22 protein-coding genes and 1 pseudogene are annotated in these 26,054 nt (G+C 42.5%); 15 read left to right on the top strand and 8 right to left on the bottom strand.

Going from position 1 to position 26,054, the window contains the following annotated elements; all coding sequences use genetic code 11:
• Window positions 1-6 precede the first annotated feature (6 nt).
• The 10 genes from yoaA (at window position 7) to A4G13_RS04380 (ending at window position 13,640) form a co-directional block, all read left to right on the top strand.
• Window positions 7-1,941 carry a DNA repair helicase YoaA gene (gene yoaA / locus A4G13_RS04425; RefSeq protein ID WP_090656411.1) on the top strand — a complete coding sequence of 645 codons (1,935 nt, stop codon included), beginning with the start codon at window positions 7-9 and terminating at the stop codon, window positions 1,939-1,941.
• Between the two features lie 17 nt (window positions 1,942-1,958).
• The gene (gene tsaB / locus A4G13_RS04420; protein ID WP_090656414.1) at window positions 1,959-2,681 is read left to right on the top strand and encodes a tRNA (adenosine(37)-N6)-threonylcarbamoyltransferase complex dimerization subunit type 1 TsaB; all 723 of its coding nucleotides are present in this window, start codon (window positions 1,959-1,961) and stop codon (window positions 2,679-2,681) included.
• Between the two features lie 38 nt (window positions 2,682-2,719).
• Window positions 2,720-3,274: a Slp family lipoprotein gene (locus A4G13_RS04415; RefSeq protein ID WP_090656417.1), complete on the top strand. Its 555-nt coding sequence runs from the start codon at window positions 2,720-2,722 to the stop codon at window positions 3,272-3,274.
• 21 nt (window positions 3,275-3,295) lie between these two features.
• Window positions 3,296-4,984, top strand: a complete 1,689-nt coding sequence (gene fadD / locus A4G13_RS04410; protein ID WP_011200532.1) for a long-chain-fatty-acid--CoA ligase FadD — start codon at window positions 3,296-3,298, stop codon at window positions 4,982-4,984.
• A gap of 87 nt (window positions 4,985-5,071) precedes the next feature.
• A complete protein-coding gene (gene rnd / locus A4G13_RS04405) occupies window positions 5,072-6,214 on the top strand; it encodes a ribonuclease D (protein WP_090656420.1) in 1,143 nt (380 codons plus the stop codon).
• Window positions 6,215-6,445: 231 nt separating this feature from the next.
• Window positions 6,446-9,247, top strand: a complete 2,802-nt coding sequence (sucA, locus tag A4G13_RS04400) for a 2-oxoglutarate dehydrogenase E1 component (protein ID WP_090656423.1) — start codon at window positions 6,446-6,448, stop codon at window positions 9,245-9,247.
• A gap of 27 nt (window positions 9,248-9,274) precedes the next feature.
• Window positions 9,275-10,483: a 2-oxoglutarate dehydrogenase complex dihydrolipoyllysine-residue succinyltransferase gene (gene odhB, locus A4G13_RS04395; protein WP_090656426.1), complete on the top strand. Its 1,209-nt coding sequence runs from the start codon at window positions 9,275-9,277 to the stop codon at window positions 10,481-10,483.
• A gap of 476 nt (window positions 10,484-10,959) precedes the next feature.
• Entirely contained in the window at window positions 10,960-12,126 is a 1,167-nt protein-coding gene (sucC, locus tag A4G13_RS04390) for an ADP-forming succinate--CoA ligase subunit beta (RefSeq protein WP_090656429.1), read from the top strand.
• A gap of 1 nt (window position 12,127) precedes the next feature.
• Entirely contained in the window at window positions 12,128-12,997 is an 870-nt protein-coding gene (sucD, locus tag A4G13_RS04385; protein WP_090656431.1) for a succinate--CoA ligase subunit alpha, read from the top strand.
• A gap of 79 nt (window positions 12,998-13,076) precedes the next feature.
• Entirely contained in the window at window positions 13,077-13,640 is a 564-nt protein-coding gene (locus tag A4G13_RS04380) for a DUF5358 domain-containing protein (RefSeq protein ID WP_011200524.1), read from the top strand.
• Between the two features lie 57 nt (window positions 13,641-13,697).
• Here A4G13_RS04380 and A4G13_RS04375 read toward each other — a convergent pair.
• The 7 genes and pseudogenes from A4G13_RS04375 to A4G13_RS04345 all read right to left on the bottom strand — a co-directional run bounded on the left by A4G13_RS04375 (window position 13,698) and on the right by A4G13_RS04345 (window position 19,473).
• Window positions 13,698-14,359 (bottom strand): annotated as a pseudogene (locus tag A4G13_RS04375) (NAD(P)H-dependent oxidoreductase).
• 10 nt (window positions 14,360-14,369) lie between these two features.
• A complete protein-coding gene (locus tag A4G13_RS04370) occupies window positions 14,370-15,638 on the bottom strand; it encodes an O-acetylhomoserine aminocarboxypropyltransferase/cysteine synthase family protein (RefSeq protein ID WP_090656434.1) in 1,269 nt (422 codons plus the stop codon).
• A gap of 263 nt (window positions 15,639-15,901) precedes the next feature.
• Window positions 15,902-16,714: an IS3 family transposase gene (locus A4G13_RS04365; protein ID WP_243739756.1), complete on the bottom strand. Its 813-nt coding sequence runs from the start codon at window positions 16,712-16,714 to the stop codon at window positions 15,902-15,904.
• Between the two features lie 11 nt (window positions 16,715-16,725).
• Window positions 16,726-17,040 (bottom strand): transposase, encoded by a 315-nt coding sequence (locus A4G13_RS04360; protein WP_165898014.1) that lies wholly within the window; start codon window positions 17,038-17,040, stop codon window positions 16,726-16,728.
• Window positions 17,041-17,294: 254 nt separating this feature from the next.
• Complete coding sequence (hemH, locus tag A4G13_RS04355; RefSeq protein ID WP_090653950.1) at window positions 17,295-18,266, bottom strand: ferrochelatase; 972 nt, start codon at window positions 18,264-18,266, stop codon at window positions 17,295-17,297.
• Window positions 18,256-18,684, bottom strand: coding sequence for a hotdog fold thioesterase (locus tag A4G13_RS04350; protein ID WP_011200519.1), 429 nt, complete (start codon window positions 18,682-18,684; stop codon window positions 18,256-18,258). Before A4G13_RS04350 ends, hemH begins: the two co-directional genes overlap by 11 nt.
• A gap of 15 nt (window positions 18,685-18,699) precedes the next feature.
• The gene (locus A4G13_RS04345; protein WP_090653948.1) at window positions 18,700-19,473 is read right to left on the bottom strand and encodes a TOBE domain-containing protein; all 774 of its coding nucleotides are present in this window, start codon (window positions 19,471-19,473) and stop codon (window positions 18,700-18,702) included.
• A 125-nt stretch (window positions 19,474-19,598) separates the two neighbouring features.
• On the opposite strand from A4G13_RS04345, the gene modA reads away from it, so the two are divergent.
• The 4 genes from modA to A4G13_RS04325 all read left to right on the top strand — a co-directional run bounded on the left by modA (window position 19,599) and on the right by A4G13_RS04325 (window position 22,646).
• The gene (modA, locus tag A4G13_RS04340) at window positions 19,599-20,360 is read left to right on the top strand and encodes a molybdate ABC transporter substrate-binding protein (protein WP_090653946.1); all 762 of its coding nucleotides are present in this window, start codon (window positions 19,599-19,601) and stop codon (window positions 20,358-20,360) included.
• 69 nt (window positions 20,361-20,429) lie between these two features.
• On the top strand, window positions 20,430-21,158 hold the full coding sequence (gene modB, locus A4G13_RS04335) for a molybdate ABC transporter permease subunit (protein WP_090653978.1): 729 nt from the start codon (window positions 20,430-20,432) through the stop codon (window positions 21,156-21,158).
• Window positions 21,145-22,200, top strand: coding sequence for a molybdenum ABC transporter ATP-binding protein ModC (gene modC / locus A4G13_RS04330; protein WP_090653943.1), 1,056 nt, complete (start codon window positions 21,145-21,147; stop codon window positions 22,198-22,200). The genes modB and modC overlap by 14 nt, the downstream gene beginning before the upstream one ends.
• Window positions 22,201-22,301: 101 nt before the next feature.
• Window positions 22,302-22,646 (top strand): endonuclease domain-containing protein, encoded by a 345-nt coding sequence (locus A4G13_RS04325; RefSeq protein ID WP_243739744.1) that lies wholly within the window; start codon window positions 22,302-22,304, stop codon window positions 22,644-22,646.
• A gap of 560 nt (window positions 22,647-23,206) precedes the next feature.
• Here A4G13_RS04325 and tehB read toward each other — a convergent pair.
• Window positions 23,207-24,070 (bottom strand): SAM-dependent methyltransferase TehB, encoded by an 864-nt coding sequence (tehB, locus tag A4G13_RS04320; RefSeq protein ID WP_090653939.1) that lies wholly within the window; start codon window positions 24,068-24,070, stop codon window positions 23,207-23,209.
• Between the two features lie 402 nt (window positions 24,071-24,472).
• On the opposite strand from tehB, the gene A4G13_RS04315 reads away from it, so the two are divergent.
• The gene (locus A4G13_RS04315) at window positions 24,473-25,570 is read left to right on the top strand and encodes a porin (protein WP_090653937.1); all 1,098 of its coding nucleotides are present in this window, start codon (window positions 24,473-24,475) and stop codon (window positions 25,568-25,570) included.
• The last annotated feature ends 484 nt before the right edge of the window (window positions 25,571-26,054 follow it).

The following is a 26,054-nucleotide window of genomic DNA, read 5'->3' as shown; positions in this document are numbered from 1 at the left end:
TACACAATGGCTAATATAGATCAAATTAAAGCGGCTTTTTCCGAGCGGGGGCAACTCAGCTCGAATATTAAGGATTTCCGCCCCCGTTCCGAGCAATTGGAAATGGCGGAAGCCGTGGGGAAAGCGATTGAAAATAAAGGCGTATTAGTTGTTGAAGCGGGAACAGGAACCGGCAAAACCTTTGCCTATTTAACGCCGGCTTTATTGTCAAAAAAGAAAACTATCGTTTCCACAGGCTCAAAAAACCTACAGGATCAATTATTCAAACGGGATCTTCCGACCATTCAAAAAGCCTTAAATTATTCCGGAAAAATAGCCTTGTTAAAAGGGCGGGCTAACTATCTGTGCCTTGAGCGTTTGGATCAGGTAATAGCCCAAGGTGTGCTTGGCGATAAATCCGTATTAGTGGATTTATCAAAAGTAAGAAAATGGAACAATGCTACCAAAACGGGCGATTTGTCGGAATGCGTCGAGCTTGCGGAAGACAGCCCTATTTTACCGCAACTGACAAGCACCACAGAAAGTTGTTTGGGTTCGGATTGCCCTAATTACGGCGATTGTTATGTCGCTGCCGCCAGAAAAAGAGCGTTGGCTGCGGATCTTGTGGTTGTGAATCACCATCTTTTTTGTGCCGATATGGCGGTAAAAGAAAACGGATTCGGCGAGCTTATTCCCAATGCGGAAGTGATTATTTTTGACGAGGCGCACCAATTGCCCGACATTGCCAGCCAATATTTCGGGCAATCTATTACTTCTCGCCAGTTATTTGATTTGTGCAAAGACATTAACATTGTTTATCGGACGGAAATTAAGGATATGCCACAATTAGGCGTTGCTTCGGACCATTTGCTGAAAATGGTACAGGATTTTCGTTTATTGCTTGGCGAAGGAAATAATCGGGGTAATTGGCGCGAATGGTTGGTAAAGCCTGATGTGCAAAAAGGCTTTAGGGTGCTACAGGAAAAGCTGGATTTTATGGCGGAAGTGGTGAAATTAGCGCTTGGCCGTTCGCAAACTTTAGACAGTATTTTTGAACGAATTTCCGCCTTAAAGGCACAACTTGTGCGCTTATCGGATACTTCCGTTACAGGATATTGCTATTGGTTCGAGACATTTAATCGTCAATTCGGTTTACATATTACGCCGTTAACGGTATCGGATAAATTCGGCGAGCAAATGAATAATCATGAGAGCGCTTGGATTTTTACCTCGGCAACCTTAGAAGTCGGCGGAAGTTTTAATCATTTTCGTCAGCGTTTAGGTATTCAGTCTACGGATGAAAAAGTTTTACAAAGCCCTTTTAATTATCCTGAACAGGCCCTATTATGCGTGCCGCGTTATCTACCCGGCAGCAACCAGAATCATACTATGACGAAACTGGCGGAAATGTTACTGCCGGTTATTGAAGCAAATAAAGGACGTTGCTTTGTGCTTTGTACTTCATATTTTATGATGAAAGGGTTTGCCGAATATTTTCGGGAACACAGCGGTTTGTCTATTTTACTGCAAGGCGAAACTTCAAAAACGAAATTGTTGGAACAGTTTGTGAGTGAAGAACATTCCGTATTGGTGGCAACCTCCAGTTTTTGGGAGGGCATTGATGTGCGCGGTGACGCCTTATCTTTGGTGATAATCGATAAATTACCGTTTACTTCACCGGATGAGCCTTTATTAAAGGCGCGGGTTGAAGATTGCCAGTTACAGGGTGGAAACCCGTTTAATGATATTCAGATTCCGGAAGCCGTAATTGCCCTGAAACAAGGGGTCGGACGGCTTATTCGGGATGTGACGGACAGCGGTGCGGTGATCATTTGTGACAGCCGCTTGGTTACCCGCCCTTATGGTGAAACATTTTTAAAAAGTTTACCCAATGCAAAACGTACAAGGGATTTGAATAAAGTGGTAGAATTCCTGAAATCAATTCAGCAAAATAGAACTTAATTATATAAGAGAATTCAATGAGTTTAACATTATTAGCCTTAGATACTTCAACGGAAGCCTGTTCTGTGGCTTTATTACATCATGGGGAGAAAACCCATTTAGACGAAGTAGCGCAACGTTCCCATACAAAACGTATTTTGCCTATGGTTGATGAAATTTTAGCGCAGTCGGGCTTAAGGTTAAATCAGCTGGATGCCTTGGTTTTCGGGCGCGGCCCCGGCAGTTTCACCGGTGTGCGGGTCGGTACCGGAATCACTCAAGGATTAGCGCTCGGTGCGGATTTGCCCGTTATTCCCGTTTCGGATCTTGCCGCTATGGCACAAGCCGCTTATGAGCTGCATCAAGCGGAGCAAGTAATTACCGCCATTGATGCAAGAATGAACGAAGTCTATTTCGCCCAATTTAAAGGTGAAAAAGTGCGGTCGGAATTCGGTGAATTTTTGCAATGGAATGAAGTGATTGCCGAACAGGTATGCAGCCCCGAACAGGCTATTGCTCAATTGCAGGCAAACCGAACTCAGGGTGACTGGTTGAATGTGGGAACCGGTTGGGCGGCTTATGAAGCACTGACAAAAACGCCGTTTGGTAAAATTTCGGCAATTCAATTGCCTTCCGCTTTATATATGTTATCCCTTGCGGTACCTGCCTGGTATAATCGGCAATATGTTAAAGCGGTAGATGTTGAACCCGTGTATCTGCGTAATGAAGTTACCTGGAAAAAATTACCCGGTCGGGAGTAATTACCTCTTTGATTTATCAGATCATAAGTGAGGATAAAATGAAAAAATGGCTCATTTTTCCGTTAATCGTGTTGCTTAGCGCTTGTGTTTCCGCACCGGAAGGGCTGGAACGCGATGAATTTACCATTCAAAGTCTGCGACAAATTGAAGATTCGGATTATGTCTGTCAGTGCAGGAAAGTGCGGCTGGGCGGCAAGATTATTTCAGCGGAAGCATTAAAAAATCAGACTAAACTGGAAATATTAAGCTTACCGATAACAACTTATTCGGCAAAACCCGTCATTGAAAGCGCCACCGACGGGCGGTTTATCGCTTATCTTGACGGCTTTGCGGATCCGGCTTCGTTAAAAGATCAATATATAACCGTCGCCGGTATATTGAAAGAACAGTGGCGGGGTAAAATTGACGAAGCCGACTATCTATATCCGATTATAAAAGTAACAGCTTATAAACAATGGCGGTTAGCAAAAGAATATTACTATGAATATGATGATTGGCATGACTACCGATTCAGACGTTTTGGTCATTTCAGACATTGGGGCTGGGATCCGTTTTGGCGCCCTGAATTAAAACTACGGTATCGTTTATATTAATAAGAATTATTAGAGGAAAAAATGGAAAAGGGATGGTTTAAAAATTATCCGGAAGGGAGCCCAAGGGAAATTGATACGTCTGAATACCACAGTATTTTAGATATGTTTGATAAGGCGGTTCGGGAACATCCGGATCGTCCCGCCTATATTAATATGGGTAAAGTATTAACCTTTCGTAAGTTAGAAGAACGCAGCCGTGCCTTTGCCGCATATTTGCAAAATGAATTAAAACTGACGCGCGGAGAACGGGTAGCGTTGATGATGCCGAATTTATTGCAATATCCCATTGCTTTATTCGGTGTATTGAGAGCTGGTTTGGTGGTGGTGAATGTTAATCCGCTTTATACTCCCCGCGAATTAGAACACCAATTGCAGGATAGCGGCGCGAAAGCCATTGTAGTGGTATCTAATTTTGCTTCGACTGTAGAGCAAGTTGTGTTTAACACCGATGTAAAACACGTTATTTTGACTCGAATGGGCGATCAGTTGTCTTTCGGTAAGCGTACTTTAGTCAACTTTATCGTTAAATATGTCAAAAAATTAGTACCAAAATATAAATTGCCCCATGCGGTAACTTTTCGTGAAGTATTAAGTGTGGGCAAACACCGTCAATTCGTACGCCCGGATTTGGCGCGCGATGCGTTGGCTTTTTTGCAATACACCGGGGGAACAACAGGCATCGCAAAAGGCGCAATGCTTTCTCACGGTAATATTATTACGAATGTTTTTCAGGCAAAATGGATTGCGGAAAGCTTTATAGGTGATCGCAGAAGAGAACGTATTGCTATTATTCCACTGCCTTTGTATCACGTATTCGCTCTGTCGGTAAATGCGTTGTTGTTTGTGGAATTAGGGATTACCGCGGTACTCATTACTAACCCTCGTGATGTGGACGGCATGGTAAAAGAGCTGAGAAAATATCCGTTTACGGCAATTACCGGAGTAAATACCTTATTTAACGCCTTGTTAAATAACGAGAATTTTAAAGAAGTGGATTTTTCTTCATTAAAACTTTCCGTAGGTGGCGGAATGGCGGTTCAACAATCCGTTGCTCAACGTTGGCATGACTTAACCGGCAATAATATTATTGAAGGTTATGGTATGACCGAATGTTCGCCGCTTATTGCCGCTTCAACGATTCTTACCGACAAACATGACGGCTCTATCGGCGTGCCGGTACCTAATACCGATATTCGCATTATGCGTGATGACGGCGATGAGGCGGAATTAGGCGAACCGGGCGAACTCTGGGTAAAAGGCGAGCAGGTTATGCAGGGTTATTGGCAGCGTCCGGAAGCTACCGCCGAAGTGTTAAAAGACGGTTGGATGGCAACGGGTGATATTGTGGTGATGGATAAAAATTATATCATGCGCATAGTGGATCGTAAGAAAGATATGATTTTAGTTTCCGGCTTTAATGTTTATCCGAATGAAATCGAAGATGTGGTGATGTTGAATCCAAAAGTGTTAGAGGTGGTGGCTATTGGTGTGCCTCATGAAGTGTCGGGCGAAACGATTAAAATTTTCGTAGTAAAGAAAGACGAAAGTTTAACCCGTGACGAATTACGAGCCCATTGCCGCAACTTACTCACGGGATATAAAGTGCCGAAAGAAATTGAATTTCGTGACGAATTACCGAAAACCAATGTGGGGAAAATTCTTCGCCGGGTATTGCGGGATGAAGAATTAGCCAAACGTAATGCGCAATAATCTATAGCTTCGGAAGCTTGTGGCAAGCTTCAAGCAGCACGTTCTTTTGGGCGTGCTTTATTTTTCTATTTATTTTCAGATTTAAAAATGACATATCAGATAAAAGAAATCCAAAATCCACCGCACTTTATGCTAATCACCGATGATGAAGCATTAGCGGACGTTTGTGCAAGAGCTTCTACAAAATCGGCCATTGCACTGGATACCGAATTTGTGCGAATCCGCAGTTATTATCCTAAATTAGGATTAATTCAACTTTACGACGGGGAACAGGTGAGTTTGATTGACCCGCAGGAAATTCAGGATTTCAGCCCGTTCAAACAACTTCTTGCGGATCCTAAAGTATTAAAAGTATTACATGCCTGCCACGAAGATCTTGAGGTTTTTCAGCATTATTATCAGCAACTGCCTACACCGATGTTAGATACGCAAATTATGGCAAATTTCTTAGGGTTTCAGAATTCTATGGGATTAGCCTCATTGATTAAACATTATTTTAATCTGGAAATCGACAAAGGTGCGTCGCGAACGGATTGGCTGGCGCGTCCGTTATCAAACAAGCAGCTCGCTTATGCAGCGGCTGATGTATGGTATTTATTGCCTTTGTATTGCAAAATGCAGAATGCATTAGAACAAACCCGTTGGCAAAGTGCGGTAGAATTTGACTGTAATTTATTATTGGAAAAACATCGGATTGTAAAAAATATAGATAAGGCTTATTTGAGCATTTCCGGTGCATGGAAACTCAATTCGGAAGAATTAATGCGGCTGAAACTACTTGCCAGCTGGCGGCAAGAAGAAGCGGTTAAACGGGATCTGGCGTTAAATTTTGTAGTGCGAGGCGAGAATCTCTGGTTATTAGCTCAAAATAATCCGAAACACACTTCTGAAATGCTCAAGTTAGGTTTGAATTCGCAGGAAGTTCGTATTCACGGTAAAAAAATGTTGCAAATTTTGGAGCGCGCCGAACGCATCGATGCCGAATATTACCCGCCTGAAATCAGCCGGTTAGCTGATGATATGCGTTATAAACAAGGTCTGAAAAATTTACAACAAAAGCTAAAAATTATTGCACCGCCGGATTTAAATGCGGAAGTAATTGCCGGCAAACGGAGTTTGGAAAGTTTGATGAAGTGGGTATGGCTAAAACATAAAGACCCGAATAAATTACCCGATCTTATGCGTGACTGGCGTGCGGAATTTGGTTCGGAACTAGCAAAATTACTTTAATTTATGCCGTCAGACGGTATGTATAAAATAATCCGCCGTTATTTTTTTAATAAAAGAAATAAATGTTATTTTTTTGTAAAAAAAGCTAGACAAATGCAGGGAAAATTTCTATTTTCATAAAGTATATACGGAATCCGAAAAGAAAGCTGCGTTCCGGTTTAATCTCTATGTATAATAGTTTGCGTTTTATATTTATAACCCTTGAATAAAAATAGTTAAAACAGGTGTTTTATGCAAAAGAATAGCCCATTAGAAGAATGGCTTGCTTCTACCGCATTAGGCGGAGCAAACCAATCCTATATAGAAGATCTCTATGAAGATTATCTTAGAGACCCTGCCGGTATCGAAGAAAGTTGGCGTAAAACTTTCGATTCTTTGCCAAAATCGACCGCAGTCGAGCAGCCTCATTCTCAAATTCGCAGTTATTTTCAACAATTAGCCCGAGACTCCAATTCTCAATCGGGGGCAAGTGTTATTGACCCGAATGTAAGCAAACGATTGGTTAAAGTTCTGCAATGGGTGAACGCTCATCGTAATCGCGGTCATTTGCATGCGAATTTAGATCCGTTGAACTTATGGCAACGGCTGGACGCGCCGACTTTAGATTACAAATTCTTCGGGTTTACCGATAATGATCTTGATGAAGTATTCGACATCGGTAACTATGTTTATAACAGAGATAAAATTACTTTAAGAGACCTTGCTTACGCTTTAAAAAATACCTATTGCAGTACAATAGGCTTAGAGTTTATGCACGTAAACGATTTAGAAGCGCGAACCTGGCTGCAGCGTAAAGTTGAAAATCTATTAAATAAACCGCTGTTCAGCAAAGACGAACAAGTTAAATTTCTTGAAGAATTAACGGCGGCGGACGGTTTAGAGCGTTATCTCGGCGCTAAATTCCCCGGTGCAAAACGTTTTTCTCTTGAAGGTAGTGACGCCTTTATCCCGTTGATGAAAGAAATTATTCGCCACGGCGCGAGAAACGGCGTGAAAGAAATCGTGATGGGTATGGCGCACCGCGGGCGTTTAAATATGTTGGTGAACGTATTGGGTAAAAAGCCGGCGGAATTATTTGATGAATTTGCCGGCAAGCACCAGGGTAACGGCACCGGGGATGTAAAATACCATCAAGGCTATTCTTCCGATTTTATGACCGACGCCGGTTTAGTGCATTTAGCGTTGGCATTTAACCCTTCCCATTTGGAAATTGTCAGCCCGGTCGTTTCCGGTTCCGTTCGCGCCAGACAAAAACGCATCGGCGATGATCACTTCACAAAAGTTTTACCTATTACCGTACATGGTGATTCGGCGGTTATTGGTCAAGGGGTGGTGCAAGAAACTTTAAATATGTCTTCCACTCGGGGTTATACCGTTGGCGGTACTATTCGTATCGTAATTAACAACCAAATCGGGTTTACTACATCAAATACCCGCGATACCCGTTCGACCGAATACTGTACCGATATTGCGAAAATGATTGAAGCACCGGTGATTCATGTAAACGGTGATGATCCGGAAGCCGTAGCTTATGCGGCAAGAATGGCGGTGGAATACCGTACTTTATTCAAACGGGATATTTTTATCGACTTGGTTTCTTATCGTCGCCACGGACATAACGAAGCCGACGAGCCGTTAGCCACCCAACCTGTCATGTATAAACTCATCAAGCAACATCCGACTCCGCGCAAAGTCTATGCGGATCGCCTTGTAGCGGAAGGCGTGATTACCGAATCGAAAGCAACGGAACTGATGAATAATTATCGGGACGGCTTAGATCGCGGCGATTGCGTAGTACCCGAATGGCGCCCGTTAGATACGCAAAAAATGGACTGGACAAGTTTCTTAACGCAGGAATGGACGCCGTATAACGGCAAATTTGATCCGCAGCGTTTTAAAGATTTGGCACGCAAAGTTTGTGAGTATCCTGAAAATCATCCGATTCACCCGCGCGTGCAAAAAATCTATGCGGATCGTTTACTAATGGCAAACGGCGAGAAACTCTTTGATTGGGGCATGGCGGAAACTATGGCTTACGCTACCTTATTGGATGACGGACATCATATTCGTATTTCTGGTGAAGATTCCGGACGAGGCACGTTCTTCCACCGTTTAGCCGTATTGCACAATATGAACGAACGTAAAGCCTATATTCCGTTAATGAATTTGCATCAGGGGCAAGGGCATTTTGAAGTGTGGGATTCCGTACTTTCCGAAGAAGCCGTACTTGCCTTTGAATACGGTTATGCCACCGCCGCACCGAAAACATTAACTATCTGGGAAGCGCAGTTCGGTGATTTTGCCAACGGAGCGCAGGTAGTAATTGATCAATTTATCAGCTCCGGCGAACAAAAATGGGGCAGAATGTGCGGTTTAGTTATGTTATTGCCTCACGGTTATGAGGGACAAGGTCCGGAGCATTCCTCCGCGCGTTTAGAACGCTATTTGCAACTTTGTGCGCAACAAAATATGCAGGTTTGCGTGCCTTCGACTCCGGCACAGATTTACCATTTATTGCGTCGCCAAATGCTACGTACTGTGCGCCGTCCGCTTGTGGTGATTTCGCCGAAATCGTTGTTGCGTCATCCGTTAGCGGTTTCGACAACGGAAGAACTGGTTAACGGCACATTCCAAAATGTGATTCCGGAAATTGACGATTTAGATCCGAAACAGGTAAAACGCGTCGTGTTCTGTGCGGGTAAAGTATATTACGATTTATTGGAACAACGCCGTAAAAATAACCAGACCGACATAGCGATTATTCGGATTGAACAGCTTTATCCTTATCCTCATGAAGAAATGCGGGATATTTTAACCGCCTATTCCCACGTGAAGGATTATGTTTGGTGTCAAGAAGAGCCGTTAAACCAAGGCGCTTGGTATTGCAGCCAGCATAACTTTGTGGCGAATCTGCCGGCTGACGGCAAACTCCGTTATGTGGGGCGTCCGGCTTCGGCATCGCCTGCCGTCGGCTATCTTGCATTACATAATGAACAACAAAAAGCGCTGGTAGCGGAAGCTTTGGCGATTTAGCGAATACATAAATGAAAGGAATATAAAATGAGTAACTTTGATATTATCACCCCTGATTTACCGGAATCCGTGGCGGATGCAACCGTTGTAAAATGGCATAAAGCGGTTGGCGATAAAGTACGGCGCGACGAAGTATTGGTTGAAATTGAAACGGATAAAGTTGTACTGGAAGTACCGGCGCTAAATGACGGTATTATCGAATCTATCATAGAGCCCGAAGGGGCAACGGTTGTAAGCAAACAATTATTAGGCAAGGTGGCATTGCTTCCGGTAGGCGAAGTAACCGTACGGGCGGAAACACCGACGGTGGCGCCGCAAATTGAGGATTCAGCCGTTGCGTCCTCTGTCGATACCCTAGGGCCTGCCGCTCGCCGCTTAATTGCCGAGCATGATTTAAATGTTAATGAAATTAAAGGCAGTGGGGTGAGCGGTCGCATTACCCGTGAAGATGTGGAAGCGGTGATCGCACAAAAAGCCGCATCGGTTGCCGCGAAAAGTGCGGTGGAAAATACCGTAATTTCGTCGCCGGCAGCCGTTCGCACGGAAAAACGCGTGCCGATGACCCGCTTGCGTAAACGGGTGGCGGAGCGTTTGCTGGAAGTGAAAAACAGTACTGCAATGTTAACCACTTTCAACGAAGTGGATATGCAACCTATTATGCAGTTACGCAAAAAATATGCTGAAAAATTTGAAAAGCAGCATGACACCCGATTAGGTTTTATGTCCTTTTATGTGAAAGCGGTTGTGGAAGCATTGAAGCGTTATCCGGTAATCAATGCATCTATTGATGGTGACGACATTGTTTATCACAATTATTTTGATATCAGCATCGCCGTTTCCACCCCGCGCGGTTTGGTTACGCCGGTTATCCGTAATTGCGATAAATTGAGCATGGCTGAAATCGAACGCCAAATTAAAGCGCTGGCGGAAAAAGGCCGTGACGGTAAATTAACGGTGGATGATTTAACCGGCGGTAACTTTACCATTACAAACGGCGGCGTATTCGGTTCATTAATGTCTACGCCGATCATTAACCCGCCGCAAGCGGCTATTTTAGGTATGCACGCCATTAAAGACCGCCCGGTGGCTATTGACGGACAGGTAGCGATTCGCCCGATGATGTATTTAGCATTGTCTTACGACCACCGTCTTATTGACGGCAAAGATTCCGTCGGTTTTTTAGTTACGGTCAAAGAGCTTTTAGAGGATCCGACCAGATTATTGTTAGAAATTTAGCAAAAATCGACCGCACTTTTATGCTGAAAAAGCTATCTATAATAGATAGCTTTTTCTTTTGGAACCTTTTCAACCCCGACAATTTTCAAAAAATAATCTATTTTTTGAACAATAAAAATATTTCACCGAGATAATTCAGTTCTAACGTTTTAATTTTCTATTTTATGTGTAGAATAAAATGAAATAGGGTCTGTTTATCTTTTATAACCGGTTGCGTTGTGCCTAAAATAGCCACGGGCTAGGCGTAAAACGCCGTGAATAGCACTTGCCCTATTAACAATTTTTACAACGACGCATGTGGCTATTTTAGGTACAGGCCGAAAGGACGAGCTTACTTTTCGCCAACTCTGCGTTGAAAATCGTTTGTTTAGAATGACTAAACGGCACGTTTTTCGCCTTGATTTGACGAAAAATAAACTTCGTCGCAGCCGTTTATAAAAGATAAACAGACCCTAATGATTTAAGAAGGAAGTTAAATGAATTTACACGAATACCAGGCAAAACAGATTTTTGCGCAATATGGTTTACCGGTAAGTGAGGGGTATGCCTGTCAAAGCCTAGCGGAGGCAATTCAAGCCGTTAAAAAATTAGGCGGCGGGCAATGGGTGGCAAAATGTCAGGTTCATGCCGGCGGACGAGGCAAAGCGGGCGGCGTGAAACTGGTAAAATCCGAAGAAGACGTGCGGTCGTTTTTTGAGAAGTTTTTAGGTCAACGCTTGGTAACCTTTCAAACCGATGCAAAAGGGCAACCTGTTAATGCCATTTATATGGAAGCTTGCGCGAATGTGAAAAAAGAACTCTATTTGGGTGCAGTATTAGATCGCAGTTCGCAGCGCATTGTGTTTATGGTTTCTACCGAAGGCGGCGTGAATATAGAAGAAGTGGCGGAAAAAACACCGCATTTGTTACATAAAATGCCCATTGACCCTTTAGTCGGCGCCATGCCTTATCAAGGTCGCGAACTTGCTTTCAAACTTGGCTTACAGGGTAAACAAATTCAGCAATTTGCACAAATTTTCTGCCAACTGGGCAAAATGTTTGTGGAAAAAGATCTTTCTCTGTTGGAAATCAATCCGTTGGTTATTTTAGACAATGATCAATTACATTGTTTAGATGCCAAAATCGTGGTGGACGGCAACGCCCTATACCGCCAGCCGGAACTGAACGCAATGCGTGATCCGAGTCAGGAAGACGCCAGAGAAGCGGCTGCCGAACAATGGCATTTAAATTACGTGGCGCTTGAAGGTAATATCGGCTGTATGGTTAACGGCGCCGGGCTTGCCATGGGCACCATGGATATTGTGAAGTTGCACGGCGGACAGCCGGCTAACTTCCTTGATGTGGGCGGCGGCACCACAAAAGAGCGGGTAGCGGAAGCTTTTAAAATAATCCTTTCCGACCAATCTGTTAAAGCCATTTTAGTCAATATCTTCGGTGGCATTGTTCGTTGCGATCTTATCGCGGAAGGCATTGTGGCGGCGGTTAATGAAGTCGGCGTAAGCGTGCCGGTAGTCGTCCGTTTAGAGGGAAATAATGCGCCGTTAGGCCGTGAAATTTTAGCGCAAAGCGGTTTGAATATTATCGCCGCAACCAGTTTAACGGATGCCGCGGTACAAGTGGTAAACGCGGCAGAGGGAAAATAAAATGGCGATTTTAATTAATAAAGAAACAAAAGTAATTTGCCAGGGATTCACCGGCGGACAAGGTACCTTTCACAGCGAACAAGCCTTAGCATACGGTACAAAATTAGTCGGTGGCGTATCACCGGGAAAAGGCGGCAGCATCCATTTGGGTTTGCCCGTATTTAATACGGTTAAAGAAGCGGTAGAGCAAACGGGGGCGACAGCCACCGTCATTTATGTGCCTGCGCCGTTTTGTAAAGATGCCATTTTAGAAGCTATTGCCGCAGGCTTGAAACTCATTGTTTGTATCACCGAGGGCATCCCGACTTTGGATATGCTACAAGTGAAACAAAAATTAGATGAAAGCGGTGTAGTGATGATCGGGCCTAACTGTCCGGGCATTATTGTGCCGGATGAATGTAAAATCGGCATTATGCCCGGTTACATCCATAAAAAAGGACGTATCGGCATTGTATCCCGTTCCGGTACGCTGACCTACGAAGCGGTAAAACAAACCACCGATGAAGGTTTTGGTCAATCCGCTTGCGTAGGTATCGGCGGCGATCCGATTCCAGGTTCTAATTTTATTGATATTTTAAAATTATATCAGGCAGACCCGAAAACCGAAGCGATTGTCATGATTGGCGAAATCGGCGGTTCAGCCGAAGAAGAAGCGGCGGAATTTATTAAAGCGCACGTGACCAAACCGGTCGTCAGCTATATTGCGGGCATTACCGCGCCAAAAGGTAAACGCATGGGACACGCGGGGGCGATCATCAGTGGTGGCAAAGGTACTGCCGATGATAAAATCGCCGCTCTTCAGTCCGCCGGCGTTATTTGTGTGAAAAGTCTTGCGGATATTGGCGCTGCATTAAAAACCGTATTAAAATAGCCTATAAAAAAGTGCGGTGGAAATTTTAAAAATTTTCACCGCACTTTATTGATTTTTCAGCCCTTTAATAAGGAATAATATGTTAAATAAAGTTTTTTTATCAGGTGTCGCATTGTTGTTGGCCGGCTGCGCCGCCGAACAGGCACCGATTCCCGCTCAATTTGCCGGTGCGGATTACCAATTATCCGATAAAGATGCAAAACAATGGGTTGCATTAGGCAAGCGGGCGGAAAGTTGCATTTATCCGAATCTGACCCGTATTCAGCAAGAGCATTTTGCCAAAGAAGATTCCTATATTTATTCGCAATATGTGTTTTTCTATCCGTTAGAAGATGTAATTGGCAGTGATGCGGTAAAGATTATTGAGGCGGATCAACAATCTATGGATTACGCCACTTATCAGTTTAAAAAATTTAAACAAAGTGATGAGTTACCAAAGCTTGACGAACTAACTACAGCCCAATGCAATACCTTAAGAATTAAAGCCCGCGAAGATCTGGCGGTGGTGAAAGGTCAGCGTATTTCAGCCATGGTTGAGGATACGAATACTACGGGCGGAACATCCAATGCGAACAAAGTAGGCACGGAAGACAACAAATTCTTCTTTGATATTATCAAATGGGGTTCGGCATTGTTGCTGTAATCGGATCCGGAAAAAAGTGCGGTCAAAATTTTAAAAATTTTCACCGCACTTTATAGATTATTCAATCCACTCAATCACATCTTCCGCCGGTTTACGATATTTTTTCGTAATTTCTTTGGCGCGGTAACCGAATGTCACCATGCAAGACACGCCGTATTCATCGGCATCAAATAAGCCTTCTTCCGCTAAAATACGGTTTACTTCCGCATAATTAAAGCCTTCAATCGGGCAGGAATCAATGCCGATCATCGCCGCACCGGTCATCATATTGGCTAACGCGATATAGGTTTGTTTGCTGCACCAATCAAATAAAGCGCGGTCACTTTCGAGTACCTTTATGTCATCGGTTTGGAAGGATTTATAGCGGGCAAGGGTAGCTTCCATTTGCTCCGGCGTTAAACCGCGTTTTTCCAAGGACGTACGGAAAAATCGGAATCGTAACGGGCGTTTTTCTTGGCGAGAATAACCACTAAATGGCTCATTTCATCCATCGGATGTTTAATGCCCCAGGTTACCGGTTTGATTTTTTCACGAATAACCGGATTTTGCAGTACCACGAATTTCCAAGGTTCGGAACCGACGGAACTTGGCGACAAGCGGGCTAATTCTAAAATATAGTCCATGTCTTCTTTGCTGATTTTTTTCGCAGGGTCGTAGTAGCGGCAGGCGGAACGAAATTTAAACGCTTCAAGTACGTCTTGTTTGCTGATTGCCATAATATCCTCTCTGTTATTTAATTTGATCAAATGCATTTTGTAAATCGGCTAATAAATCTTCCGGATTTTCAATGCCGATTGATAAACGGATAAATCCCGGGGTGATATTGGCGGCTCGCATTTCTTCATCGCTCAATTGGCGGTGGGTCGAAGTTGCCGGGTGCAATGCGCAGCTGCGAATATCGGCAACGTGCACTTCACGGGAAATAATTTGTAATGAGTCGAGCCATTTCATCGCCGTTTGTTTATCGCCTTTCAATTCGAAAGAAAGCACGCCGCAAAGCCCGTTCGGCATATATTTTTGTTTGAGCTCATAATCTTTGGAGCTTGCCAAACCGGGATAATTCACGCGCTCAACCATCGGATGTCGTTCCAACCATTCCGCTACCGCTTGTGCATTGGCGTAGTGCTGTTTCATACGCAGCGGTAAGGTTTCCATGCCTAAATTAAGTAAAAAACTGTTTTGCGGAGCCGGTGTCGCACCCAGATCGCGCATAAGCTGTACACGCGCTTTCACCGCATACGCCGCTTTGCCGAAAGTCCGGGTATAAACCAAGCCGTGATAAGTGATGTCCGGTTGGCTGAATTGGCGGAATTTTTCTTGCTCCCAATTAAAATTACCGCCGTCTATAATCGCTCCGCCTAATGCAACGGCATGACCGTCTAAATATTTCGACGTACTATGCACAACGATATTGGCGCCATATTCAAAAGGGCGACAGAAATAAGGTGTGGCAAAAGTATTGTCAATAATTAAAGGCGCATTTGCCGCCTGTGCAAGCGCGGCAAATTTTTCAATATCCAGCACCCGTAAAGTCGGGTTCGAAATGGTTTCGCCGAATACCGCTTTTGTATTCGGACGAATCGCTTTTCTTAATTCGTCCAAGTTATCGTCTTGATTAACAAAGGTGACTTCAACGCCCATTTTACGGAAAGTATGAGCGAACAGATTATATGTTCCGCCGTAAATATTTGTGGTTGAGATGAAGTGATCACCGGATTCAACTAAATTCATTAGCGCATAAAAAGTTGCCGCTTGTCCGGATGCGGTACAAAGTGCCGCCACACCGCCCTCCAATGCGGCAAGTTTTTCTTCCGCCGCATTGGTAGTCGGATTTGCCAAACGGGTATAGAAAAAGCCCGCTTCCTGCAAATCAAATAATTTACCGATAGATTCGGCGCTGTCATAAGTATAAGTGGTACTTTGCACAATAGGTTGGACGCGCGGCTCACCGTTTTTAGGGCTGTAACCTGCGTGTAGACATTGGGTTTCAAATTTCATCGCTATTTTCCTTTGTTGTATGTGGAATAAGTCTGTTAGTGCTATCGGAATAGGCAAAATATCGCTCCCCCACGAAGCTGGGGGAGCTGTCACGCAGTGACTGAGGGGGTAGAAATTCCCCCTCCGCCTTTCAGGCACCTCCCCCGACTTTGCGGGGGAGGGAACGGACTGAATGGCATTAGCGCTATCGGAATAGGCAAAATATCGCTCCCCCATGAAGCTGGGGGAGCTGTCACGCAGTGACTGAGGGGTGTAGTGGTCAACTAATTTAACAGTCTCCGATAAGTTGTTTTTGCTAAAATCGGAGATAGACCTTGATTATAGCTATGTGGGCGAATGTGATTATAATACATCACATATTCTCTCACATCATTTACAGCACTTTCAAAATCACTATAACCACCTTTCAGCATCCATTCATATTTAAAACTTCGAAACCAACGCTCCACCGGCGCATTGTCCCAACAGTTACCACGACGGCTCATACTTTGTGTAAGCCCATGTTTCTTAACTGAATCAGTAAAGATTTCACTGCCATAAATACTACCTTGGTCTGAATGGAACAACATTCGCTCCGTGCGTTCAATATTCAGCATCGCATGATTCAGTGCATCTTTAACCAGCTCACTATCATGATAGCGACTTAGCTTCCAACCGACGACTTGACGATTTAATAAATTAATTACCACTGCTAAATAGCACCATATCCCATTGATTTTTATATAGGTCGTGTCACCACATAGCACGGTCGTTTGGCTATCAGGCGTAAATTCTCGACTTAGTATATTCTCAAAAACTTGACTGTTTCCTTTACTAGGATTGCGCCATTTTTGCGGTTGCTTACTAAATAATCCTTGCTTATTCATTAACTTACGAATTAAATACAACCCCACAAAAATACCTTTCTCTTTCAAATGCGATTGAATCGTTCGTTTGCCTGCTGAACTTCGGCTTGCATCAAAAATTGCCTTGATTTCAACGGCTAAAGCTGTGTGTTTCGCTGGCTTTTTGGCTGTGCGCAAATGGGCGTAGTAAGCACTTTCAGACACGCTAAATAGCTCACATAACCGGTTGATTCCTCGCGATTTTAACGTCGTAATGACTTGGTATTTTTGTTTTCGAGTGACATTAAAATCGCTGTAGCCTTTTTTAAAATGGCCTTATCTTCTTCAAGTTCTTTAATACGATTTTCAAGTTCTCGAATTCGTTGTTGTTCTGGGCTAATTGGCTTTGAACCAGCTAAAACGTAACCTTGTTGCTCCGCTTGAACTTGACTTATCCAGCGACGAAGTGCTGTTTCACCCACACCTAACTCTCGGCAAGCTTGAGAAACTGAATATCCTCGTTCAGTCACTAATTTTACTGCTTCAGCTTTATATTCTGCGCTAAATGTTCTTCTCATAATATTTCCTCATTTGTGATGTTATTTTATCACTTATTGAGGACTGCGGAATTAGTCTACCACTACAGGGGTAGAAATTCCCCCTTCTGCCTTTCAGGCACCTCCCCCGACGTTGCGGGAGGAAATGGACTGAAATGGCGTTGGCGTTATCAAAATACGGCAAAAATTTCGCTCCCCCACGAAGCTGGGGGAGCTGTCACGTAGTGACTGAGGGGGCAAATGAAAAAACTTTTTAAATTCTAACCGCACTTTTATCAGATTGTCATTCGCTTTAACAGCAAATTCCCCAAACAGGCAATATGTTCCGGCGAATCATTGAGTGCCGGAATATAATGATAACTTTCGCCTCCATGGGCGAGAAAAATCCGTTTGTTTTCTTCTTTAATTTCCTCAAGGGTTTCCAGACAATCCGCTGAAAAACCGGGGCAAATTACCGCAAGTTTAGTTATGCCTTGCTGTGCCGCGGTTTCTAAAAATTTATCCGTATAAGGTTGCAACCATGGCTCGGAACCGAAACGGGATTGAAAACAAAGCCGCCATTGCTCTTTCTTAAGCCCTAATTTTTGCACCACCGCTTGAGCGGTTTGTTCGCATTGCGGACGATAAAAATCACCTTCTTGTTCATAACGTTTTGGAATGCCATGGAAAGAAAAAAGCAAAAATTCGTCATTTTTTAACCGCACTTTTATACTTTTGACTAAGGCCTCAATATAATTTTCATCCAAATGATAAGAATGAATAAATTCAAAAGGTACAATATGGCGGTGGCGTTTTAAAGCTTGAGCAAACACATCAAAAACCGGTGCTGTTGTCGTGCTACTATATTGCGGGTATAGCGGCAAAACGATAATTTTATCTACTTTTTGCTCAATTAAATTATCTATCGCATATTGCATTGACGGATTCCCGTAAGTCATGCCGATCTCGATTATCACATTTTGCTGTCGTTGCTGAAAAAATTCGGTTAATAATGCCTTTTGCTTTTGCGTAATAGCAAATAGGGGCGAGCCTTGTTCCGTCCAAATCGCACCATAATTTTTCGCAATACGTCTGGAACGGATCGGCAAAATAATCCCATTGAGCAACGGCAGCCATTTCCAGCGGGGCAGATCCACCACGCGGGGATCACTCAGAAATTCTTTTAAATAACGGCTGATTGCTTTAGGCGAAGGCGTATCGGGCGTACCTAAATTAGCCAGTAAAATACCGGTTTTGCTACTTTTCATTTTTATTAATCACAGAAAGAGTAAGTCGGGAAGTACAACAAACTTTATTTTGTTCGTTACGAATATCTATTTGCCATACCTGCAATGTTTTGCCTAATTTTACCGGCGTTGCTCTTGCCGTTACCAGCCCGGAAGTAGCGGGGCGCAGATGGCTTGCATTAATTTCGGCGCCTACTGCGGCTTGCCCTTCTTGCAGACATAAATTACCGGCAATAGATCCTAAGGTTTCCGCCAATGCCACGGAAAGTCCGCCGTTTAATAAGCCGAAAGGCTGTTTGGTGCGCTGATCTACCGGCATGGTGGCTTCAATCCAATTTTCTTCTATTGCCGAAATCCGAATAGCTAAATGGGCGACAGAGCAGTGTTCACCTATTTGGTTTAATTCGCTTAAGGTATAGTCTTTTGTCCAGATTCCCATTCTTTCCTCATAAAATTATAAGCTTGCCAATACGATTTGTTCGGGGTCGATATATAACCAACGCTTTTGGTTAACAGCGACATCGACGGTTTTTTCAATGGTGGCGCAGAATTCCGGATTTTCGCCGATAGATAAAATAATTTCTTTTTCACTGCCTTTATCGGAAACGGATCGAACTTCGGCTAAAAATTGGTTTTCTTTATCGACGGGTTCTTCAAGTTGGGTTTTGATCCAAGGCGCTTTTATCATCAACATCACTTCTTTGCCCGGAACTAAGCCCAAACGTACCGCACTTTTTTCGGTAATTGACGCCACTAAAGGCCGGTTTAATCCTTCAATTTGAATTGACACCATGCAGTGGCCGTTTTTAAGTTCAAGCTTTGTGACCTTGCCGAAAAATTGGTTACGGGCGCTGCTTTGTAATGAAAACCGGGCGGTGGCGGAAAGCGGATTATTTAACGGAATGCTTTCATCCTGCAGAATCTGAAAGGCTTTTTCTTGTGTTTTTTCAAGCAAATCATAGAGTTGCAAAAGGCGCCGGGCGTAATTGGTTAGTTGTGTACCACCACCGTTTTTACCGCCGATATTGCGTTCCAGCAATGGCTTCGGGCTAATGGCGTTCATGGCTTCCAGATGATCCCAGGCACTTTTGTAGCTTACTTTGGCGTTTTTTGCCGCTTGATTGATGGAGCCGCAATGGGCGATTTCTTTTAATAAACGGATACGTTTCGGGTCAACAAATAATCGTTGGTGTAATTTTATAGTAAGCAGAATTTCTGTGTTATCCATCGTATTTTATTCCGTTTGACTGAACCTTTTTAGGTATTTTAATAGAAAGTGAAATTTTAATGTAGCTTTTATTTTTTTGTTCATTATATAATTGGATAAATAGCGAAAACACATAGGAGTTAATCATGTCTAAAATCAAAAATATCTTTATCGGCTTAACGTTAAGTTGCGCCGTTTCTTTATTTGCGGAAGCTAAAGTTACGGTATTTGCCGCCGCCTCCATGACCAACGCTCTGGAAGAAGTCGCCTCGGATTATAAAAAAGTAAATCCTAATGAAGACATTGTGTTTTCTTTTGCCTCGTCTTCCGTACTGGCTCGCCAAATTACGGAAGGTGCGCCGGCAGATATTTTTATTTCCGCAGATCAGAAATGGATGGATTTTCTGGCGGAAAAAGATGAAATTGTCAAAGATTCACGTGTGGATTTAGTGGGCAATAAATTAGTTATGATTGCTCCCAAAACAAGCAAAATAGAAAAAGTTGATCTCACTAACGACAAATGGCAAACGGCATTAGATAAAACCTATTTATCCGTTGGTGATCCCGATCACGTGCCGGCGGGAATTTATGCAAAAACTGCGTTTACCTATTTAAATCAATGGGCGGCACTGGAAAATAAATTAGCCCGGGCTAAAAATGTGCGTGATGCCTTGCGTTTAGTGGAACAGGGCGAATCGCCTCTAGGCGTGGTGTATGCCACTGATGCGGCAATCAGCCAAAAAGTGAAAGTGGTGGCGATTTTCCCGGCAGAATCTCACCCGCCGGTGGAATATCCTGCGGTAATTGTCAAAAATAAAGATAATCAGGAAAGCAAAGCATTTTTTAATTATCTGAAATCCGACAAGGCGAAAACCGTATTTGAGAAATTTGGTTTTTCAGCTAAATAGATTTATCCGGATAATGGCTTTATTATGCGGCGTAAATTTAACGCCGCTTATTTTATAAAAATATCTTTTATGTTGAGCTCATTAATTAATTATTTTCAATTTTCACCGAATGAAATTAATGCCATTCGGCTAAGCATTAAAGTTGCCGTGGTTGCGATCTGTTGTAGTTTGCCTTTTGCTATTTTTGTCGCCTGGTTGCTGGCGCGGAAGAATTTCTGGGGAAAATCGCTGGTCAACGGTATTATCCATCTTCCTTTAGTGCTGCCGCCTGTGGTAATCGGTTATTTGCTGCTGATAAGCATGGGGCGCAACGGCATTATCGGACGCTATTTATTGCAATGGTTCGATTTCAGTTTTGGCTTCAGTTGGTACGGCGCCGCATTAGCTTCGGCGATTGTGGCTTTCCCCCTGGTCGTGCGCTCGATTCGGTTGGCGTTAGAAAGTGTCGATTTTAAATTAGAGCAAGCCGCCCGTACTCTTGGCGCCTCTTCATGGCGTGTTTTCTTTACCGTTACTTTGCCTTTGGCATTGCCCGGCGTATTAGCCGGCGTGATTCTCGGTTTTGCCCGTTCGCTGGGCGAATTCGGTTCAACCATCACTTTTGTATCGAATATCCCTAATGTTACTCAAACCATTCCGCTTGCCATGTATTCCTTTATTGAAACGCCGGGGGCGGAATCTTCGGCGGCAAGACTTTGTATTGTCGCCATATTTATTTCGTTAATTTCTTTATTATTATCCGAATGGCTCGCTAAACGTACACAAACAAAATTGGGGCAAATTGATGTTAGAAATTAATGTAAAAAAACGCCTGGGGCAGCTTGTCCTTAATGCGCGATTAACTATTCCCGGGCAAGGCATTACCGGTATTTTCGGGATTTCGGGTTCCGGTAAGTCTTCATTAATTAATCTGGTAAGCGGCTTGATTCATCCGGACGAAGGAAATATTCGTCTAAATGACCGCACTTTAATTGATACCGCAAATAACATCTGCCTTGCGCCTAATCAGCGCAATATCGGCTATGTTTTTCAAGACGCCCGTTTATTTCCGCATTACAGCGTAAAAGGCAATTTATGTTACGGAATCAAGCGGTTTAACCAACAGGAATTTAACCGAATAGTACGGTTATTAGGTATTGAGCATTTGCTGGCGCGTTATCCGCTCACGTTGTCCGGCGGCGAAAAACAGCGGGTGGCAATCGGGCGGGCATTATTGAGCAACCCGGAAATGCTTTTAATGGATGAACCGCTGTCCGCTTTGGATTTGCCCCGCAAACGAGAACTGCTTGCTTATCTGGAAAAACTATCGCAGGAAATTAATATCCCGATTCTTTACGTAACGCACAGTCTCGACGAATTATTTCGCTTAGCGGATTTTGTTGTTCTATTGGATGAAGGAAAGGTTGCGGCATTTGATAGCTTGGAAAATTTATGGCAAAGCCCGTTATTCGAACCTTGGCAAGAACAAGGACAGAAAAGTGCGGTGCTTTCTTTACCGATTTTAAGCCATAATTTTTCCTATAAAATGACCGCACTTTTGCTTGGCGAACAACAATTATGGGTGAAACTACTTAACGGGGACGAAGGTAAAACCGTGAGAATTTGTATTCGCAGCACTGATGTATCAATTATGCTAACCGTCCCCGAAAAAACAAGTATCCGCAATATTTTATCCGGTAAAATCATTACACTTTTGCCGAAAGGTAACCAAGTAGATGTGAAAATAGCTTTAGGTAAAGATGAAATCTGGGCAAGCGTCAGCACATGGGCGGCGGAAGAATTACAGCTCCAAATCGGCCAATCGGTTTACGCACAAATCAAAGCGGTTTCGGTGATGTAAATTTACTGTTTGCGATCTGAGTTCCATTTTTCTAAAAGGAATTGTATATAAACTCAATCTTTTTTTACATTGATTACTCCAAACTTAAAATCGGAGTAACAATGGAATTAAAAGAATTTGCCCTAAAATTAAGGAAAAATCTCACGGAAGAAGAATCAATCCTTTGGTATCATTTACGAAAGAAACAACTAGCCGGCTTTCATTTTAGAAAACAGGCAGTTATTGCACCTTATGTTGTTGATTTTATTTGTTATAAAGCCAAATTGATTATTGAAATTGACGGTGAACAACATTTCCAGCCTTCAGCATTAGTTTACGATGAGAAACGAACTTTTTATTTAAAATCAAAAGGCTTCAGAGTTATTCGATTTACCAATTATGAAATCAAACGGGAATTAGATAGTGTGTTAGATAAAATTTGGTATGAGTTAACGGGCGAATTTTAATTTTCGAGTTTGTTTTTCCTTTGGTTACTGTTTTTTTTTTTCCTCAGTCACTGCATATTTCCCCCCCCCCCCCTCAGTCACTGCGTGACAGCTCCCCCAGCTTCGTGGGGGAACGAAAAGTTGTTCAATAAAAATGGGCTGGCTTCTTTGTGAAATTATCCTATTGTAAGTTTTTTCAAAGATGGTAAAAAGGGCACAAGGCATAACCTGATATTACATCCACATTTTGCTCCCCCTTTATGGGGGGAGCTGTGACCGGAGAATTCAACTAAACAACCTTCATTTCGCTCCCCCACGAAGCTGGGGGAGCTGTCACGCAGTGACTGAGGGGGTAGGAATTTTTCCCCCTCCGCCTTTCAGGCACCACCCCCCGACTTTGCAGGGGAGGGAATGGGCTGAATGACATTAGCGCTATCGGAATAGGCAAAATATCGCTCCCCCGACTTTGCGGGGGAGGGAATGAACTGAATGACATTAGCGCTATTGTAATAGGCAAAATATCGCTCCCCCACGAAGCTGGGGGAGCTGTCACGTAGTGACTGAGGGGGGGACACAAACGATTATTTAACTTTTTTCGCCAACATGGTCACAAACTTCATTTTATAATGATTGCCGTTTTCATCGGTTTTGTGTAATTCTCCTATGTTTTCGTTATATTCCACAAACTCCCAGCCCTGATAATAATTTTTCAATTCGTTTTCGCCAAAAGTAAAATCGAAAGGAATTGGGCAAGGCACTTCCTCAGTGGACATCGCCGCAACAATTAAATTATAACCACCCGTATTCGTGTGTTTTTGCATATTATCAATAATCGCTGGTACGGCTTCTCGGTCTAAAAACATAAATACCACCGTAGAGAGAATAAAATCATAATTTTCTTGAATATTTGCATTGTTTATATCGTAAACTGCGGTCTGAATTTGCAGATTTTCTTTCGCGGCGGTATCGGCTAAAAAGGCAATACTGGCTGCATTATGATCCCAAGATGTCACATCATAGCCTTTCAGTGCCAAATAAAGCGAATTTCGTCCGTGACCGCAACCTAAATCCAGCACTTTACAGGGTGTAATTATTTTAGCGGTTTTCAGTACATCGCTGTGGGTTGCCGTCATATTATATTTTTTGCCGAAATAATCTTCTTTTGTGCAATAAAATTCCAAATAGCATTCTAAATCGTCGGAAAGCGCTTCAACTTTGTGCCATTGTTGCGGCTCAACAAAAGGGGTATCCGTATTAGCGGAGAAAATATGTTCGTTTACTATAGAGCCGTCTTCATCCAGCGTATAGAATTTTAATTTACCTTGTAAAACCGTTAATTTTCCCCAAGTGCCTGCTTTGGTATTGTGTTTTTCCTGAAACATTTTCGGCAGTGAATTTTTGTTCCAAACAGGCAATTTTTTATAGCAAATAAGCTCGGATTTCATCATTTTTGTCCTTTAAATAACAATATAAAATAGTTGATAAATATAGTAGGTTATTTTATTAATCCATGCAAGCAGGGCAAATAAATAAAATAAAGGAAATCGTTTGCGTATTTTTTGTACGATTTTTGTCCAGCTTTTACGATTCAGCTAAATGCTATAAGTCGGCAGTTTATCTTGTTGATATATATAAGTTTTTGAATTATAAATGTATTTCAAAATTTGGAAAAGTTTCACATAAAACTGTGATCTGGGTCACTAATTTGTAATTTGATGAGAAAAACGCTATTGACGGATAAAATATTCTTTGGCAAGATCTTAACCGCTTAGAGAGCAAGGTTTGACTTTTCATTTTCGAGAAAGTTCAATCTGAATAATAAACAAATTCTGAAAAGGAATTAAATTATGAAAAAGACATTAGTAGCATTAGCAGTAGCGGCAACAACAGCAGCTATGGCAGTTCCAGCAACAGCAGCAACCGTTTATGAACAAGACGGTGCTAAAGTAGAATTAAGCGGTTCATTCCGCGCGTTTTTAGGTCGTGTTGGCGATGACAACCGCGGCGACTTAAAAAATGACGGTTCACGTGTTTATGTTAAAGCAAGCCAAGATTTAGGTAACGGCTTATCAGCATTTGCCGGCTATCAAATCCGTTTCGAAGAAGAAGCGTATAAAACTGCACAAAAAGGTTCAGACAGTGATTTTGGTGATCCGACAACTCGTGAATTATATGCAGGTATTAAACATGTAGATATCGGTGCGTTAAGCTTCGGTCGTCAAAATACTAACTCTGATGACTTCTTAGACGATGCCGCATATTATACAAGTGCTTCATTAAGCCCATTAACAACTCGTTCCGATAAATCTGTAAAATTCAAATCAGCGGAATGGAACGGATTTAGCTTCGGTTTAGATTACCTATTCGGTGATTCTGATAAACTAGATGTTACAAATGATGGTAACTATAAAAATGGTTATGCCGCGGTTTTATTCTATCACAATGCAATTGGTGAACATGCTTACAACTTAAAAGCATTATATAGCCAAGACCGTTATGAAGGTTTCGGTTCTGAAACCGGCGTGAAGAAAACTCAATGGGGTTTACACGCAGGATATAACTATGGTCCGTTCGATGCAGCTTTAAGTTATGTTAACTATCGTACTAAATTTGAAACAGGTTACTTTGGTACAGTAGGTCAAGTAAGCTTAGCGAGAGAGGCAGGTATTGTAGATGATGCTAAAGGTAATTATATCTTATTAGACGCAGGTTATCGTGTTATCCCTGAATCACGCTTATATGTTCAATGGGAACGTTTAGATGCTAAAGCGGATGATGCCGATTATACTGCAGCGATTCGAAATCAATATACAGCTGGTATCGACTATAGATTACATAAAAATGTAGTGCCTTACATTGAATATGCACATACACGTACTAAATTTGCAAATGCAGAAACTGAAAAAGACAACACATTCGGTGTAGGTTTACGTGTATTCTTCTAATCTTTAGGTTAGATATTCCTGATAAAACCCGGGCATTGCTCGGGTTTTGTTTTTTCTATTTTCCGGTGATATAAATTTTCACGGCATGCTTGGCATCACAACAAATCAAATGTTGTGCTGCAATTATCGGATAATAAAAGCCTTCCAACTAACAAAATAATAATGATTTAGATGTTTGTAACATTTCAATTTTAAAAATTGATCTAGATCGTACTTTTTCGTAACAAATGATTATTTCTTCGGCAGAATTTAGAATTTTTGCTATCTTTTTCTCAAAAAATTTAATAAAATTTACTTGATTTGTTAAAAAAATGTAAAGTCTTAATTTGACTATGCATTTTAAAAATTTAATTGAGTTTTTTGTCCTTTTGCACATGGTTTAATCTAAATTATTTGGTTAATATAAATAAGGTCAAAATTATCTCAAGCTCCAAGCCGTGTTTAGATTTGCCTTTGGGTTGTTATTGAAGGTGAATAAACATAA

This window comes from Basfia succiniciproducens (assembly GCF_011455875.1).
GTDB classification, from domain to species: domain Bacteria; phylum Pseudomonadota; class Gammaproteobacteria; order Enterobacterales; family Pasteurellaceae; genus Basfia; species Basfia succiniciproducens.
This window is presented reverse-complemented; position numbering and strand designations above follow the sequence as displayed.

Excerpts from the sequence above, each read along its gene's own strand:
- A4G13_RS04315 (WP_090653937.1), top strand. The coding sequence starts at position 24,473 with ATGAAAAAGACATTAGTAGCATTAGCAGTAGCGGCAACAACAGCAGCT.
- A4G13_RS04345 (WP_090653948.1), bottom strand. The coding sequence starts at position 19,473 with ATGGATAACACAGAAATTCTGCTTACTATAAAATTACACCAACGATTA.
- A4G13_RS04370 (WP_090656434.1), bottom strand. The coding sequence starts at position 15,638 with ATGAAATTTGAAACCCAATGTCTACACGCAGGTTACAGCCCTAAAAAC.
- sucD (WP_090656431.1), top strand. The coding sequence starts at position 12,128 with ATGGCGATTTTAATTAATAAAGAAACAAAAGTAATTTGCCAGGGATTC.
- A4G13_RS04415 (WP_090656417.1), top strand. The coding sequence starts at position 2,720 with ATGAAAAAATGGCTCATTTTTCCGTTAATCGTGTTGCTTAGCGCTTGT.
- fadD (WP_011200532.1), top strand. The coding sequence starts at position 3,296 with ATGGAAAAGGGATGGTTTAAAAATTATCCGGAAGGGAGCCCAAGGGAA.
- sucC (WP_090656429.1), top strand. The coding sequence starts at position 10,960 with ATGAATTTACACGAATACCAGGCAAAACAGATTTTTGCGCAATATGGT.
- sucA (WP_090656423.1), top strand. The coding sequence starts at position 6,446 with ATGCAAAAGAATAGCCCATTAGAAGAATGGCTTGCTTCTACCGCATTA.
- odhB (WP_090656426.1), top strand. The coding sequence starts at position 9,275 with ATGAGTAACTTTGATATTATCACCCCTGATTTACCGGAATCCGTGGCG.
- tehB (WP_090653939.1), bottom strand. The coding sequence starts at position 24,070 with ATGAAATCCGAGCTTATTTGCTATAAAAAATTGCCTGTTTGGAACAAA.
- tsaB (WP_090656414.1), top strand. The coding sequence starts at position 1,959 with ATGAGTTTAACATTATTAGCCTTAGATACTTCAACGGAAGCCTGTTCT.
- modB (WP_090653978.1), top strand. The coding sequence starts at position 20,430 with ATGTTGAGCTCATTAATTAATTATTTTCAATTTTCACCGAATGAAATT.
- A4G13_RS04360 (WP_165898014.1), bottom strand. The coding sequence starts at position 17,040 with ATGAGAAGAACATTTAGCGCAGAATATAAAGCTGAAGCAGTAAAATTA.
- hemH (WP_090653950.1), bottom strand. The coding sequence starts at position 18,266 with ATGAAAAGTAGCAAAACCGGTATTTTACTGGCTAATTTAGGTACGCCC.
- A4G13_RS04325 (WP_243739744.1), top strand. The coding sequence starts at position 22,302 with ATGGAATTAAAAGAATTTGCCCTAAAATTAAGGAAAAATCTCACGGAA.
- yoaA (WP_090656411.1), top strand. The coding sequence starts at position 7 with ATGGCTAATATAGATCAAATTAAAGCGGCTTTTTCCGAGCGGGGGCAA.
- A4G13_RS04380 (WP_011200524.1), top strand. The coding sequence starts at position 13,077 with ATGTTAAATAAAGTTTTTTTATCAGGTGTCGCATTGTTGTTGGCCGGC.
- modA (WP_090653946.1), top strand. The coding sequence starts at position 19,599 with ATGTCTAAAATCAAAAATATCTTTATCGGCTTAACGTTAAGTTGCGCC.
- modC (WP_090653943.1), top strand. The coding sequence starts at position 21,145 with ATGTTAGAAATTAATGTAAAAAAACGCCTGGGGCAGCTTGTCCTTAAT.
- rnd (WP_090656420.1), top strand. The coding sequence starts at position 5,072 with ATGACATATCAGATAAAAGAAATCCAAAATCCACCGCACTTTATGCTA.
- A4G13_RS04350 (WP_011200519.1), bottom strand. The coding sequence starts at position 18,684 with ATGGGAATCTGGACAAAAGACTATACCTTAAGCGAATTAAACCAAATA.